The organism is Saccharopolyspora phatthalungensis (genome assembly GCF_014203395.1).
GTDB classification, from domain to species: domain Bacteria; phylum Actinomycetota; class Actinomycetes; order Mycobacteriales; family Pseudonocardiaceae; genus Saccharopolyspora; species Saccharopolyspora phatthalungensis.
In genome coordinates this window covers 4,292,746-4,309,279 of sequence record NZ_JACHIW010000001.1, presented here as the reverse complement: position 1 = coordinate 4,309,279, position 16,534 = coordinate 4,292,746, and the positions used below count along the sequence as shown (strand labels likewise).

The window sequence follows — 16,534 nt, the reverse complement described above, 5'->3', positions numbered from 1 at the left end:
TGATCGGTTTCCCAGCCGCACGGTGGTAGCTAACCACTAGTACTATCATCTTGCAAGTACTTGGGCTATCGTGTAGGCATGACTGGTGGCGTCGCTGATCCATATCGGGGTACGCAGGGCCGCGAGTTGTTCGCGATCCTCGGCGAGCGGTGGAACTACGGGATCCTCAGGGAGGTCTTCTACGGCGTCCGCCGCTTCGGCGCACTACAGCGCGCTCTGGGCATCGCACCCAATATCCTCACCGCACGACTCGCGGCGCTGGTCGACCTCGGCTTGCTGGTCAAGCGGCAATACCGTCCGGACAAGCCGTGGTATGAATACCACCTCAGCGAGTCGGCCCGAACGATCATGCCGGCATGGGTCACCATCGCGCAGTGGGCCGAGGCACACCTCCCGGACGGCGACCGTACCCCCCGCGGCATCAAACACACCGGCTGCGGACAGATCACACAGCCCCTATTGGCGTGCAGTGCCTGCGGCGAACCCATGGACGCCCTCGACGTCGCGCCGGTCATCGGCGATCGGCCGGACGAGCCGGACACCGACAAGCACCACGAGCAGTGAGGATTTGCAAACCAGACGCGGCGGCCCTAGCGCGCCCTGATCTCTTTGATCGCTTCCTCGACGAGGGTCATTGTGCGTGGGGATCGGAGGCGTTGAGGGTCTCAACGACCTGGTCGTAGTCGCCGCGTGCTTCGCCGTAGCGCAGGAACTTTACGCGCTCGACCTGGATCTCCGTTGCGTCGGGCTGTGATCCGAGCAGGGCGACGACCTCCGCGACGAACTCGTCAAGCGGCATCGCGAACTCGCTGTTCTCCTGACCGGGCAGCAGCGAGGTGCGCACGGCCGGCGGCTCAAGCTCCACGATCTTGACGGTCGTGTCGGCGAGCTGGAGCCGGATCGACTCGCTGAGCATGTGGATCGCGGCCTTCGAGGCGTTGTAGCTCGGCGTGACCTTCAGCGGCGCGAACGCCAGGCCCGAGGAGACCGTGACGATCGTGGCGTGCGGCCGTTCCTGCAAGTGCTCGATAAACGCGGCGATAAGGCGGATCGGGCCGAGCACGTTGGTCGTCACCACCGACTCGGCCGAGGCGAGGAAGGACTCGCGCTTGTGCCAGTCTTCGACGCGCATGATGCCGGCCATCGTGACCAGGACGTTGAGGTCCGGGTGCTTCGCCAGCACCTCCCTGGCGGCGGAATCGATGCTCGCGGGATCCGCCGTGTCGATCCGCACAGTGTCGATGCCGGGGTGTTCGGCGGCGATCTTCTCAAGCAGCCCGGCGCGCCGGCCACCGACGATGACGGTGTTACCTCGGGACTCCAGCTCAAGTGCGAGGGCGAGGCCAATGCCGCTTGTCGCGCCGGGGATGAAGATGGTGTTTCCGGAGATGTTCATGCCTCGACTCTGGCCGGTCGGCCGGCGCGGGTGCAGAGAGCACTCATCGGGGGATCCGCAGTCCCTGGTTCACGCCGCGCGTGTGGGGATACTGGAACCATGGATCGTGCTGCACTGGCGGCCTTCCTGCGCCGCCGCAGGGAGCGGCTGCAGCCCGAAGACGTCGGGCTTGCCCCGGGCGCCCGCCGCCGGGCCCCGGGGCTCAGGCGTGAGGAGGTCGCGGCCCTCGCCGCGATGTCGACCGACTACTACACGCGGCTTGAGCAGCAGCGGGGCCCGCGGCCGAGTGAGCAGATGCTCGCCGCGCTCGCCCGGGTGCTGCGGCTGACCGGTGGCGAACGTGACTACCTGTTCCAGGTGGCCGGACGCAATGCCCCCTCGTCGGTGTCGGCTGCCACGCATGTCGCGCCCGCGTTGCTGCGGGTGCTGGACCGCCTCGACGACACACCGGCGCTCATCCTGTCCAACCTCGGGGAGACACTGGTGCAGAACCGGCTGGCCGAGTCCCTGTACGGCGACAGGTCGGGCTATACGGGCCTTGCCCGCAGTGGAATCTACCGCTGGTTCACCGACCACTCGGAGCGGCTGCGCTACCCCGAGGACGACCGCGACCGGCAAAGTCGGGCTCAGGTCGCGAACCTGCGCGCCGCCTTCGGGGCGATGGGTCCGCAATCGCGGGCCGGGGAGCTCGTGCGGGCGCTGAAGAAGCAGAGCGCGGAGTTTGCCGAGCTGTGGGAACGGCACGAGGTCGCCAAGCGCTTCGAGGACCACAAGACGCTCATCCATCCGCAGCTCGGCGCGATCGAGCTCGACTGCCAGGTGCTGTTCACCGAGGACCAGTCCCAGGCACTGCTGGTGCTCACCGCTCCCCCGCACACCGAGGGCTACGAGAAGCTACAGCTGCTCGGCGTGCTGGGGCATGAGCGCTTCCCCGCCGACGCGCGTCCGAGTTAGCCGAGGAGACAAAGCCTCGTACGACCGCGATCGCCGAAGTACATTCCGGACGCGGCCTTTCGAGTTCTGCACGTGGACGAAGTGGTGCAGGACGTCCGGCCGAATATCGTGCTGCCAGATCTGTTTTCACGGGTTCGGTAGTCGCTTTCGGATGCCTGAGGGGTCCAGTTGCGCCGCGATCTCGGGAACAGCTCGACGCGGGACCGGCGCCTTCCGCTCGGCGTTGCGTCCAATTCAGTGATGCACCCCACGGGCCGACGCCATTGTGGCAACGTCATCGACGATCCCCGATGATCTTTCACCCCTTACGGAGGAGTGAGCGTGGCCGCCCTTGGTCTGCACCGAGACTTCCTGCCCCAGTACGCCAAGCTGGAGAAATCCGTACAGAAGCGGGTAAATGAGATTTTCTCGAAGTTCGGCGAGCACACCCACGCCGGACTGCACCTGGAGAAGATCGCCGGTGCCCGTGATCCACGGATCCGCACCATCCGGATCACCGACTTCTGGCGCGGGGTGATCGTCGCTCCGGACGACGAGGAGGTCAGCTACCTGCTGCTCAGCGTGCTTCCACACGACAAGGCCGAGGAGTGGGCGCGCCACCGGCGCGTCACGAAGAACAAGGTCAGCCGCGGCATCGAGGTCCGAAATGACATCGCGCTCAAGACCGCGACCCAGGGCCTGCGCAAGCTGGACTCTGGCCCCTCGGCCTCCGAGGTGAAACTGTTCGACCACGTCTCGGACGCCGACCTGACCAGGCTCGGCATCGACGACGAGATCCGGACGCTGTGCCGGACGTTGCAGTCGAACGAGCAGCTCGACGCGCTGGGAACCCTCATCCCCGAACTGCAATACGACGTGCTCTCCGGACTGGCGGCCGGAATACCACCCGAAGCCGTGTGGCGGGAGCTCGCGCAGAACCTCTTCCAGGACACCGATGAGTCAGCCACCGCGCCGGACGGCAATCTGGCCGGGGCTATGCAACGCTCTCCGGGGCACATCGTGGTGGTGCACGACTCGGCCGGACTCGACGAGGTGCTGCAACGGCCGTTTGACCTGTGGCGGGTCTTCCTGCACCACTCTCAACGCAATATCGCCGAACATGCGCCCTACAAGGGTCCAGCGCGGGTTACCGGCGGGGCCGGGACCGGCAAGACCGTGGTGGCTCTGCACCGGGCTCGGCACCTGGCGCTCAACCCCGCACTCGGCGAGAACACCATCCTGTTCACCACGTTCACCAAGAACCTCGCTCAGGAACTCGCTCGCAACCTCGACATTCTTATCACCGTTCCGGCGGTGCGGGCGCGGATCGAGGTGGCACACGTGGACGCGGTGGCCAACAGGTACTACCGCGCCGTGCACGGCGGGAGCCCGGACATCATCGGCCGCGGCGACCGCGGCAAGCACTGGCGACGGATCGTGCGCAAGCACGGCCTTGACCTGCCCGACACCTTCCTCGACCAGGAGTGGCGACAGGTGGTGCTCGGTCAGCAGATCGTCAGCCTTGAGCAGTACCAGGAGGCGGACCGGCGTGGGCGAGGCATGCGCCTGAGCGGCACCGTCAAAAACACCGTATGGGCGGTATTCGCGGAATTCGCCGAACTGATCCGGCAACAGAACCGGTGCACGTTCGAGCAGGTCGCCGACGTCGCCGCGGACGCGCTCAACGACGGGATCGAATCCGGCTACCGGCATGTGATCGTCGACGAAGCGCAGGACCTGCACCCGTCGCGTTGGCGCTTGCTGCGCGCGCTCGTGCCCGAGGGACCGGATGACCTCTTCATCGCGGGCGACACCCATCAGCGCATCTACGACAACCGGGTTTCGCTGCGCAGCCTGGGAATCAACATCCTGGGGCGGTCATCGACCCTTCGGATCAACTACCGCACCTCCCGCGAAATCCTGCTGTGGTGCACGGCGCTGCTGCTCGGCGAACGGGTTGACGACATGGACGAGGGGGAGAGCGACCTCGTCGGCTACCGTTCCTCCTTCCGCGGAGATCAGCCGGAATGCCGGGGTTTCGCGGACAAGGCCGGCGAGATCGCGGGCATCGTGGCGCAGGTCAGGAGGTGGCTGGACAACGACGTGCCCGCCGAAACAATCGGTATCGCCGCCCGTACCAGACAGTTCGGCAGGGACGTCGCTTCGGCTTTGAGCAACGCGCGGATCACGAGCTGCGACCTCGAAACCGCTGGCGAGGGCGTCCGCATCGGCACTATGCACAAGATGAAGGGCCTGGAGTTCCGTTGCGTCGCCGTCACCGACGTGTCCCGGCATTCGGTCCCGATGCCCAATGCCGTCATCGACGCCGAGCACGATCCGCAACAGCACCAGCAGGATATGCAGACCGAACGCAACCTGCTGTTCGTAGCCTGCACACGGGCCCGCGATGCTCTCTGGGTCTCTTGGCACGGTGAACCCAGCGTCTTCCTCCAGCCGGTGCTCGACGTCGGATAGCCGACACAGAGAGATAACGGACGTCCATCCACATAGGATGGACAACCAGGTGAGGAGCAAGAATCAACGAAATAGGCGCTTTCAGCCTATCGGATTAGGCCAGCTGCGACCGAAAGTGTCGCGACAGCAACGACGAACCACTCTAAACTAGAAAACAAAAAGTCATCCGCACCAACGCTTTTCGTTATTTTAGCATGCTCGGAGGGACATGTCCAGCGTCGAGAAACAGGACGAGTTGGCGGCAGAGCGACGATACGTCTCGGACTTGTACGCGCACCTCGATGCCGAGAAGGCCGAAGCCGCCGCACGCCTCGAAGAAGAGTCTGGGCGAACAGAGGGGGCTCGGCTCTGGGAGCGTGATGCGAGGACGGCGCATTGGTCTCGTCGGCTGTCCCAACTGCGGGCGGCCGAGAATGGCCTGTGCTTCGGACGGATGGACCGGGTTGACGGCATCAGGTCATACATCGGGCGAGTCGGGCTGTTCGACGACGAGGTCGACGAACCGCTGCTGACCGACTGGCGGGCGCCCGGTGCCCAGCCGTTCTACTGTGCGACCGAAGCCGCTCCCGGAGGCATTGTCCGCCGGCGCCACTTCCGGACTCGCGGACGGCTGCTGCTCGGCTTTCACGAGGACGTCCTCGTGTCGGCCGACGGCTCGGAGACCGTGGGGGCCGACAGCGCGATCATCTCGTCCTTGTCGGCACCGCGCGGGGAATCCATGCGAGACATCGTCGCCACGATTCAGGCCGAGCAGGACGAGATCATCCGCCTAGATCGGCCTGGCGTGCTGGTCATCGAGGGCGGGCCGGGCACCGGGAAAACGGCCGTCGCGCTGCACCGGGTTGCCTTTTTGCTCTACCACCACCGGGAACGGCTATCGCGCCGGGGTGTGCTCGTCATCGGGCCGAATGCGGGCTTCCTCCGCTACATCGGCTCGGTTTTGCCTTCGCTCGGTGAGACCGATGTGGTTCTGGCCGCTCCCGGTGAGTTGTACCCAGGGGTGACGGCCACCGCAGAGGACGGCGCGGAACAGGCCAAGATCAAGGGCGATGCGTCCATGGTGGACGTGTTGCGACGAGCGGTGGCTGATCGTCAGGAAATCCCCCGCGAGCCGATCGAGATCGAGCTCAGCGACGTCGCCGTGCACGTCGATGCCCCGCTCGCCGAACAGGCGCGAGAACGCGCCCGTTCAGTGGGCCTACCGCACAACCCGGCTCGGCGCGTTTTCCGAGAACACCTTGGTGCACTGCTGGTGCGGCAGGCGGTCTGCCGCATCGGAGAGGGCTGGCTGAACACGGATGGCTCGGCCGACCTCTACGACGAGCTCGCCGCGGACGTGCGGGCCGAATTGCGGTCTCACCCGGGCTTTCACGACGCGGTGGAACGGCTGTGGCCTGCACTGACCCCGCAGCGCTTGCTCGCCGAACTGTTCTCCTCGCATGATCGGCTGGCGGCCGCCGCAGGCGGCGGAGCTTGCCTGGCCGCGCTGTATCGGAGTGCGGACGAGGCATGGACGATTCCGGACGCGCCGCTACTCGACGAGGCAGCCGAACTGCTCGGCGAGGACCTGGTCGAGGAACACCGGCAGGCCAACCAGAAAAAGCAGGACGCGCAGGACTACGCCGTGGGAGTCTTGCAGATCCTGGACTCCCACGACGACCACGACGACGAGTCGCTGCGGGCCAGCGACGTGATCGACGCCGCGAGCCTCGCCGGACGCCAGGAGGAGGGAGACCACCGAGAGCTGGCCGAGCGCGCTGCCGCCGACCGGAACTGGACCTACGGCCACCTCGTCGTCGACGAGGCCCAGGAGCTCTCGCCGATGGCCTGGCGGGTGCTAATGCGACGGTGCCCGAGCCGATCCGCGACCATCGTGGGTGACCTGGCGCAGCGCCACTCGTCGGCCGCCGCCGGGGACTGGTCTGCCGTCCTGTCCCACTACGTCGGCGACCGGTGGGCATACCGCGGGCTCTCGATCAACTACCGGACCCCCATCGAGGTCATGGCCGTGGCCGCCAATGTGCTGCGGGCATTCGCTCCGGGTCTGAAGCCGCCCGACTCGGTCCGGCACGGGGACAAACCGTGGCGCCGACGGGTGGAGGCCGATGCTCTTACCGACGCGCTACGCGATGCCGTCGAACAAGAGGCGAAGGCCGACGGCCGCTCGATCGCCGTGATCGCCGCACCCCAGACCCTAGCGACCGTCGCAGTGCCCGAGGATGCCGTGGCCTTGACTCCGGCTGCGGCTAAGGGCCTCGAATTCGACGTGGTCATTGTGCTGGCCCCGGACGAGATCCTGCGCGATGGCGAGCACGGCGGTGCCGACCTCTACGTCGCGCTGACCCGCGCCACGCGTCGGCTGGGCATCCTGCACACCGCCGTGCCTCCCGCCTGCCTGGCCGGTGGCGACGACCGTTGGGCCGAGGTGAGCGCGACCGGGCGCGCGATCCCGCTCAGCCCCACCGGGAAGTAATGCGGCATGCTCGTTGGGGAAACGCCGTTAAAACATTCCGTAACCATCCACGGTGGAACCCCTTGCCTTTCCGCGCTTACTAGGCCAGGACAGGCGGCGCGGGGCGTCGCCACCCAACTCATCCCCCGGCACGAAGCCGTCGACATCGGAGTCCTCGGCTTCGCCCGTCGTGTCACCCCTATGACCCGACCGCACCGACTCCGCAGCGCCGCCCGGCCCCGGAAGGAACGCACCCGCCTCTGGAGCCGGCCGGGCACCCGCGCTCACACTCAGGTTCGCGGTCATCAAGTCTTGCAATTTGTTGCGCAAGGTCTCGATGGCGGCCGGATCGTCCCAAGCCGTCAGCAGCCGATGGGCCATCACACGCTGGAAAGCAGGAGATTCCCGAAGAACACTGCCGAGGCGTTCCCTCGCCTCCGCCAGCAAACCATCCGCTGCGTCATCCCCATACCAAAGGCGCACCTGGTTCAACGGCTCGCTCGCCGCACCGTCCAAGTCCAGCAGTTCCCGAATCGCGGCATCAGCCGCGGCGGCAGCGTCCGCCCGCTGCCGGAGCCGGACAACGTCCGCACGCCGGTACGAAAGGTTCGACGCGATGTTCGACCAGTTTACGATCTGCCTGTTCACCGTATTCCGGTACTCGGCCGGTGCAAGGCGCGAAAGCTCACGCAGGGAGTCAGCCGCGGCACGACAACGAAAAGTCAGCTGGGACTTGGCCTCCCGAATCCTTACTCCGCCCCAGCTTTCGTTCCGGTTGTACTTCTGCCCCAATGTCTTACCGGTGTATTGCTTACGAAACGCCTCGGCTCGTGCTTCCTCTTGCACCAGACTCCTGACTTCATCTGCGCTGCTCAAACCACTAGCCTGCGCCGCGATGATCAAGCGCCCCCACTCGTCGAGATCCGCGTCAGCAATCAGGTAACCGACCAGTCGCTCTCGCAACGCCCGAGCACCATCCACGTCGCCCGGATGCGTCAACAACCTGTGCGCCATCACATAGCGAAACCGTGCCGACTTCTGAAGGGGCCCCAAGATCTTGTCCGCTTCGGCAAGCAGGTGGTGTACGGCTTCTTGATCCAAGCTTCCCAACATCCGCTCCGCAGCCTCGAATTCCTGTTGCAATGCCGGCACAGCCGCACCGCCGCTTTCCCGGTTGGCCGGCTCAGACCAACTCGACCCAGACGGCCCCGCAAGGCCCGGCACCGCGCCCTGGCCACCCGAATAAGGGGCGCCCTGCTGATGACCGCTGCTCTCACCGATCGACGCCGTCGGTCCGAAGCCATCAACGGCCGTGTCCGCGCCGGAGGCGCCACTCCACTCGGTCTCAGGATGCATATCCACCCCGGGCCCAAACGACCAGTCAACTGTCGACGGATCAAGCGACCACGAATCACCCACCAGCGCAGACGCCCACGCCAGCAAATCGCGCGCCGACTCGGATGCGTTCTGATCAAATCGAAGGAACTCATCCACCCCCTCAGCGGGCACATCACCAGCCCCGCCGCTCCTTGCGGATTCCTCCCCCGCCGGACGGTCCGCCCGCGAACCCGCCACCTCACCACTGTGGACGACCGATCCGGCTGTTTCTGCTGCGGACACCGCGGAAACCGGCCCTGACGGTCCGGCCTCGACCACATCCATTCCTACGGCCGACGCGGACCCTTCCGCAACCGCACTCCCACCCGGATGCCACCCCGACCGCTCGGTCCGCACCCGCTCCACCAACTCCGCAGCCTGCCCCACCCGCCGGCGCAAACGCTCAACATCCGCGTTCTCCAACTCACCCGGATCCAACTGCGTCCACCAAACGTCAACCCGTGCTCGCAACACCGGCCGATACCCTTCCGGCGCATCAACCAGCAGCTCCCGCAAGGAAGCCAGCAAGCCCACCAAATCTGAAACCAACCTCGACCGCTCAGCCACATCCGCATCCTCCGCCGACACCTCCGGCTCCTCGGCCGCCGCCTCCCGCTCCGCAACCGCATCCGTCCGAATCAACTTCTCCCGGGCCCTGAACTCCGCAATTCTCTCCCCGCCCCACGACGCGCCCTTGCCGAACAAGGCGCCCAACGACCGACCCGTGTGGGTCAGACCCGCGTCACGAGCACGACGCAACTCTGCCCACGCCCTCTCCACCAACGCTGCCCGCTCCCGCTTCTGCAGTTCCGACCGACTCACACCCCCTTCCTTGGCCCGGTACTCCGCAAGCCGCTCCCCACCCCACCACGCGCCCTTTCCGAACGCCTCCCCCAACGACCTACCCGAGTGCGGCTGACCGGCCTCGTCAGCGCGACGCACCTCCGCCCACACCTGCTCCAACTGTTCCTCTCGCGCCCGCCTCAGCACCTCGGTCCCGCTTGGCCCGCCCTCCTTGGCCCGGAACTCCGCAAGCCGCTCCCCACCCCACCTAGCGCTCTTGTTGAACGCCTCCCCCAACGTCTTATGAGTGTGGGGCTTACCCGCGTCACGAGCACGACGCAACTCCGCCCACACGTTCTCCAACAACACCTCACGCTCCCCCGCAGCCTCCTCCGCCCGACTCAACCCGCCCTCCCTTTTCCTGAACTCGGCAAGCTGCTTAACCCCCCACGGTCTGCTCTTTTTGAACTTGGCCGCCAAGGACTGACCGCTGTAGGTCTGACCCGCGTCGCGAGCACGACGCAACTCCGCCCACACGTTCTCCAGCAACGTCTCCGTTTGCTCCGCAGCCTCCTCCGTCCGGCTCACACCACCTTCCGTACCATGTGTGGTGCCCAATTCTCGTGAGAACGGCAACGCCTCGTCATGGCCGAAGTCGGGGACCATCTCCGCGAACTGATCCACCACCCCGTCCAAGGTGTCCTCGTTCGCCAGCGTCATCACGTCATGCGTGCCCCGCACAATCCCCGCCGCAACATGCTGTGAACCCGACGGCGCCCCCGTCTCCGCAGTCTCTTCCGCCGCATGGGGCCCAGCTATCGTCGTTTCTGCCCTGGAGAAACCGGAAGCCACCCCAAACCGCTCAGTCCACACTCGCTCCACCAACTCCGCGGCCTGCCCCACCCGCGTCCGCAACCCCTCAACAGCCACGCCATCGAATCCGCACCGCTCCAACTGTGCCGACCACTCCTCAACCCGCGCCTGCAACCCCGGCCGATACCCCTCCGGCGCACCCACCAACAAGCCCCGCAACGTACCCACCAACCCCACCAGCTCCGAAGCCAACTCCGGCCGCTGATCATCAGCAACGCCTACATCTTCCGCTGGCATACCCTCCGTCGGCACGGCAGGCCCAGCGGCCAGCGCCCCCGAAACAGAACCACCGCCCTCCCTCCTCCTGAACTCCGCGAGCCGGGCGTTACCCCACGCTCTGCTTTTCTTGAACTTGTCCGCCAACGACTGGCCGGTGTAGGTCTCACCCGCGGCACGGGCACGACGCAGCTCCGCCCACACATCCTCCAAAGCCGCCTCCCGCCTCCGCTTCGCCATATCCGCCTGGCTCGCGGCGCCCGCTCTCGCCCTGAACTCCGCAAGCCGATCCGAACCCCACCTCCCGCTCCGTCCGAACATCGCTCCCAATGACCTACCCGTGTGCTGTTCATCCGCCTCCGCAGCACGACGCAACTCCGCCCACACATCCTCCAATTTCACCTCGTGCGGCCGAGCCCTAACGCGCTGTCTCCGCCGGTACTCCGCAAGCCGCTCTTTGCCCCACGTCCAACTCCTGCCGAACATCGCCCCCAAAACGGCACCCGTGGGGGGGTTACCCGCCTCCTCGGCACGACTCAACTCCGCCCACACATCCTCCAAATTCACATACTGCACTCGGGCCGTAGGGCGGCCATAAGCCCGCCTGAACTCCGCAAGCCGCGCCTTGCCCCACGACGTGCTCCGTCCGAATTTGGCCGCCAACGTCGCACCCGTGTGGGGCTTACGCGCCTCCTCAGCACGACGCAACTCCGCCCACACATCCTCCAGCTCCACCTCCTGCGGCCGGGCCATATTGCCTTCCCGAGCCCTGAACTGCCTTAGCCGCGCCAAACCCCACGACGTGCTCCGTCCGAAATTGGCCGCCAACGTCGCACCCGTGTGGGGCTTACCGGCGTCTTCAGCCCGACGCACCTCCGCCCACACATCCTCCAAGTCCGCGTCCCTGGCCTTCCCCGCCGCGTCCGCCTGCGGCACATGCCGACCCAGCTGCCTCTCAGTCTCGTCAGACTCGGCATCCTCATCACCCAAGTCGTCGAGATGACCCCGCTGGTGCCCGCTACTTTCGGCCCCCAAAGCCGGGCCACCCACATCCCCGGCAGCAGGCAGACCGCCCACATCGCCCGGAAATGGTACAGCCGCAACGACATCCGTGCCCCCTACCGGCAGATCCGCCAGCGCGCCCGAGGCTTGTCCGTACTGAATGTCACCCCAGCCAAAGGCCCACGACGGTCCGATGCCCACCGGATCAGCCGGCCACGCCGTATCGTCCGCCGACTCGGCCCACTCCAGGAAAGCACGCACCGGCTCAGACTCCACCGGACCAAACGCCGCCAAGCCATCCAGCAACTCAGCAGTCGCCGGTGGGTTCTCGGCACCTGCCGGCGAATCCGGCCCTCCGCCGGCGCGAACTGCCAGTCCCGTCCCTTGCGTTCCCAGCGTGAGCGCCAACTCCCGGGAGAACCGCAATCCCTCAGCACGACCGAACTCACGAACCCGCTGGGCAACCTGATCCACCACCGCATCCAAAGAACCCGCACGCGCCAGCCGCACCACATCATGGGTACCCTGCACAATCCGCACCGCCACATCACGCAAACCCAACGGCCCCCAAGTCACCGCCATCTCCCCCTGGACGCCGGACCCAGCCGCCACCACATCCGCCGGAAACAACCCCGAAACCACACCCGACTCAGGCGCGTCCACCCCCGCGACCGGCTCACCTTCGTCCACATTCCACCCCGACCGATCAGCCCGCACCCGCTCCACCAACTCCGCAGCCTGCCCCACCCGCCTACGCAAACGCTCAATTGCCGCGCCGTCCACCCCACCCCGCTCCAACTGCGCCGACCACTCCTCAACCCGCGCCCGCAACCCCGGCCGATACCCCTCCGGCGCACCCACCAACAACCCCCGCAACGAGCCCACCAACCCCACCAACTCCGCGACCAACCCCGACCGCTCGGCGGCAATCACGTCCGTTGCCTCCGCCGACACCGTCTGCTCAGACCCCGGTACCTCCAAAGCTGACCCGCTATCCTCTCTCCTCCTGAACTCCGCGATCTGCGCATAACCCCACGACATGCTCCTTCCAAACACGTTCCCCAACGACGCACCTGCGTGGAGCTCACGCGCGTCACGAGCACGACCGGAGTCCGCCCACACATCCTCCCGCACCAGGGTTGTACCGCCCGCTCCGAACGCATCCGACCGGTCTGTCTGGGGCTCACCCGCCTCATCAGCACTACGCAACCCCGCTAAACCCGCCGCCTGCCGCTGGTTCGCCGCATCCGCCTGGCTCAAATCCTGCTGCCGCTGCCTGAACTCCGCGAGCCGCCGGGTACCCCACGACGTGCTTTTTCCGAACTTGGCCCCCAACGACGGGCCAGTGTGGCGCTCACCCGCCTCTTCGGCCCGACGCACCTCCGCCCACACCCCGGCCAAACCCGACGCTCTCCTGCGCTTCACCACATCCGCCTGACTCGCACCCCCCTGCCGCTGCCTGAATTCCGAAAGCCACCTATTACCCCATCTTCCGCTCTTTCCGAACAGGTTCGCCAACGTCGCGCCCGTGTGCGGCTCACCCGCCTCCTCGGCCCGACGCACCTCCGCCCACAGCTGCGTCAAGTCCACCCCCCGGGTCTGGTTTGTCCTGGTCGCCCGGGGCACATTCCGACCAGATATCCGCCCAGACTCAACATCCTCATTACCCGAGTCAGCAAAACGAGCCTGCGATTGCGCATCCCGCGCGGAAGCCGCACGGCCCGCATCCCGTCTGAACTCCACAAGCCGCTTATAACCCCATGATTCGCTTCTTCCGAACTTGGCACCCAACGTTGGACCGGTGTGGGGCTCACCAGCTTCGTCGGCACGACGCACCTCCGCCCACACCTCGGCCACATTCGCCGCATGCCTTCGCCTCACCACGTCCGCCTGACTCACATCCCCCTCCTGCCGCCGGTAATCCGCCAGCCACTTATTGCCCCATCTCCCGCTCTTTCCGAACAGTTTCGCCAACGTCGCGCCCGTGTGCGGTTCACCAGCCTCTTCGGCCCGACGCACCTCCGCCCACACCTCCGCCAAATCCACCTGCGCGCCGCCCGCATCTCCTTCAGCCGCAACCACATCCGGCAGATCATCGGTCGATACACGCCCCGTGTGATCGTCTGGAAACGCATTCCCGCTAACACCCAACGACTGCCCAGCACCCAACGGATCAACCGGCCAGGGCAGCGCTTCATCTCCCGCCGCAGACCACACCAGCGAAGCCCACTGTGCCGCGGCCTCAAACTGATCAAACGCCCCCCAGTCATCCACCGACTCATCTGCCGTCGGCCGCGAATCCTCCGTAACCTCCTGCGAATCCGACCCCGCTCCGGCACGAAGCGGCAGCGAGTTGCCCTCCGTACCAAGCCAGGCCGCCAATTCCCGGGAGAAGTTCCTTGCCTGAACGAGGCCGTGTTCCAGGCGCCTGGCCGCCACCAGGTCGACCACCTCGGCAACCGAAACAACGTTGTGATCGACCAGTTTTGTGACGTCGTGCGTGTGCTGCACCAGCAACAACGCCGGCTCACGCGGCCCAGCCACCATCCGAGCCCGGTCGATCTCCCGCCGCAAATCCCGCACCGACCACTGCGCCACACTTCCCGCCACAGCGTCCCGCACCGGCACCGCATCCGAAGGCAACCTCAACGCATCCCACGCCGCCGATTCACGCACCGGCTCTGCCACTCGCGTATCGTCCACGAAGGCACCGGCCTTGCCCACATTAGACGACGATGGTCCACTGCGGTTGTCGCCGGTGGCCGAGGTGAACACCGGCGGCGTACCCTGCCCAACCGCATCCTCAGCCGAATATGTCGGTGACAGTGGACCTTGTTGGACCTGTCCAGTCGCACCTTCATGCGAATAGGGCGATGGCGGTGTACCGCGCCGAGAACCGTCCACAGTTCCATCGGCCTTAGTGGACTCTTCCCGGGCGCGCTGGTCGCCAGCCAAGTCCTGATCATGCGGCGGTTTCCGGGAATCCGGCGCCGCGCCCCTCCAGACCGGATGACCGACCGGAGCCGCGCCAAAGCCGGTCGACACTGCAGCGACGTCCCTGCCCACATTCGCCGGACCATCCGGTTTTTCGCCGTAGGCAGCTTGACCACGAGCCACGGAGCTGGCAGACACCGACGATAAGCCGCCGTGCGGGATTCCAGCCCCAGTCCCCACACCAACCGCACCGCCTGGCGTTCCTGGAGCGTGAGCGGCCGAAGTCGTGGCCCGGCCATCGTCGAAACGCCCGGCCGCAGAGTCACCATCCGCTCGCACAACACCCGGACGCGACACCCCCGCAAAATCAGCAGAAGGCGATGCAATCCCCTTGCCTGGGTCCGCCACTTTGCCTTCAGCCGAACCATTTTCGTCATCCGGCACCGTACTCTTGCCTTCTGCAACGCCTTTCTCGTCACCCGGCTCCACGCTCTTTTCCCCGGCAGCCCCGGTCTTTCCGCCCTCCGTCCCAGCCACACCAGCCCAGAAACCACCGACACCCCCACCCGCGACCGGATCGGAAAAGGCTGAATTCGACTCGGGAACCGCAGAATCCACATCAGACACCGCCCCACCGGTACCCGAGACGCCTGGGCCGTCACCGGTTTTCGGCTCGGAATCCGCCGCGACCAGTGGAGTTGTCTCCTCACTGGGGGGCTGGCCCCGGTAGCGCGTGCCCGGCGGTATCAACTCACCCCGCACCGCCAGCCCCGTCAATCTCCCCGCGCCCGAGGACACCGACTCCGACACCCCGGCCGTGAACGAGAACGGGTTGAGTTGCACCCCCTGACCACTGGCCACCCCATACACCAACTCACCCACCATCTCGGTCAAACCCTCCGCCACCGACTCCCCTAGCCCCCGGCCAAACTGCGCCGCCCACAACCCCCGCACCGACATCCCCGCATACGAATCCACCGCCTCCGCCACCACATCCGCAAACCGCGCCATCCCCGATACCGGATAGGACTGCGCATGCTCCTCGGCCGCCCGCCGCGCCGCCGCCGCCAGCACCGCCCGATCCACCTGATCCCCTAGCCCCGTCACCAAAATCCGCGCCACGGCCTTGCCCACCACATTGCCCAACGCCGACATCGGCAGACCCACCGCCGCCGACATCGCCCCCACCCCCGCCGCATCCCGCGTCCACCGCGTCGACCACCCGTGCTTGCCCTCACCCACCAGGACCCCCTGCGCCACCACATCCGGCAGCACGTTCAACCCCACCCCCACCCCCGCACTTACCGCCAACCGCATAAACAACTGGCCCCACCACCGCGACAACAGAAACCGCATCACCGCCATCCGGGCCGCCAGCCACGCCATCGACGCCCCACCCGTCGCACCGGCCATTGCCACCGCCCACGCGATTTCCGCCAACAGCAACAACAGCCCGCCCACCGTCACAAACTTCAAATACTTCACCTGCCACCCCAGATCCCGCACAAACGCCCCCAACTCCCGCAACGCTCCACCCGAAGACTCCAGCACGCCCGCAAAGGCGCCCACGCGCTGGGAAAACCGGTCCGCCGCCTTGCCCGAAAACTCACCCCGCACCCGCCCCACTACCTCTCCCAACACCCCAGCCAACCCCGCCACCGTTACCGCACCCGACAGCAGCCTCTCCCCCGCCCTCAGCAACGCATCCTCATCCGCATCCGTCATGTCCTCACCCGTCAACACCTGAAAAAGCCGTCGAACCTCCGCCGGCACCACAATCGACACACAAACCACCAACTCAGGAAATTCTCATGATCAACCCGAAACCACTACAATTCGGTTTGCCATCCGGACGATAGCGTCTCGCCAAGCTAGTGATCCCGGCTACACAGTGCTCCGCGCGTTCGGCCGCCACGTTCGAGAATTCGTTCGAAAAACTTGACATCCACGTCAAGCGGCGACAATTGTTTCGTCACGCTATTGACAATATTCGGCATTGTGTCCGTGCCTTCCCCGACCTGCGCGCCCCCGCGCCCGACGCTGCCGAGCTTATCGGCTACGGGTCCCGGCGAGATCCCCGACGGCACCCATAC

At 66.3% G+C, this 16,534-nt stretch carries 6 protein-coding genes; 4 read left to right on the top strand and 2 right to left on the bottom strand.

The genetic code is table 11. The features are described from left to right. Window positions 1-78: 78 nt before the first annotated feature. Entirely contained in the window at window positions 79-564 is a 486-nt protein-coding gene (locus tag BJ970_RS19820) for a winged helix-turn-helix transcriptional regulator (RefSeq protein WP_184727623.1), read from the top strand. A 67-nt stretch (window positions 565-631) separates the two neighbouring features. Here the strand turns inward: BJ970_RS19820 and BJ970_RS19815 are convergent, their stop codons facing one another. Beyond that, window positions 632-1,396: an SDR family oxidoreductase gene (locus BJ970_RS19815; protein ID WP_184727622.1), complete on the bottom strand. Its 765-nt coding sequence runs from the start codon at window positions 1,394-1,396 to the stop codon at window positions 632-634. A gap of 99 nt (window positions 1,397-1,495) precedes the next feature. Here BJ970_RS19815 and BJ970_RS19810 point away from each other — a divergent pair, with 99 nt between their 5' ends. From BJ970_RS19810 to BJ970_RS19800, 3 genes are all read left to right on the top strand, one after another. Beyond that, entirely contained in the window at window positions 1,496-2,350 is an 855-nt protein-coding gene (locus BJ970_RS19810) for a helix-turn-helix transcriptional regulator (RefSeq protein ID WP_184727621.1), read from the top strand. A gap of 321 nt (window positions 2,351-2,671) precedes the next feature. After that, complete coding sequence (locus BJ970_RS19805) at window positions 2,672-4,804, top strand: UvrD-helicase domain-containing protein (protein WP_184727620.1); 2,133 nt, start codon at window positions 2,672-2,674, stop codon at window positions 4,802-4,804. 208 nt (window positions 4,805-5,012) lie between these two features. Continuing rightward, complete coding sequence (locus tag BJ970_RS19800; RefSeq protein ID WP_184727619.1) at window positions 5,013-7,277, top strand: helicase domain-containing protein; 2,265 nt, start codon at window positions 5,013-5,015, stop codon at window positions 7,275-7,277. Window positions 7,278-7,304: 27 nt separating this feature from the next. Here the strand turns inward: BJ970_RS19800 and BJ970_RS19795 are convergent, their stop codons facing one another. Then, a complete protein-coding gene (locus BJ970_RS19795; protein ID WP_184727618.1) occupies window positions 7,305-16,226 on the bottom strand; it encodes a WXG100-like domain-containing protein in 8,922 nt (2,973 codons plus the stop codon). Between the last annotated feature and the right edge of the window lie 308 nt (window positions 16,227-16,534).

Coding starts and splice junctions, on each gene's coding strand:
- BJ970_RS19820 (WP_184727623.1), top strand. CDS start 79: ATGACTGGTGGCGTCGCTGATCCATATCGGGGTACGCAGGGCCGCGAG.
- BJ970_RS19815 (WP_184727622.1), bottom strand. CDS start 1,396: ATGAACATCTCCGGAAACACCATCTTCATCCCCGGCGCGACAAGCGGC.
- BJ970_RS19810 (WP_184727621.1), top strand. CDS start 1,496: ATGGATCGTGCTGCACTGGCGGCCTTCCTGCGCCGCCGCAGGGAGCGG.
- BJ970_RS19800 (WP_184727619.1), top strand. CDS start 5,013: ATGTCCAGCGTCGAGAAACAGGACGAGTTGGCGGCAGAGCGACGATAC.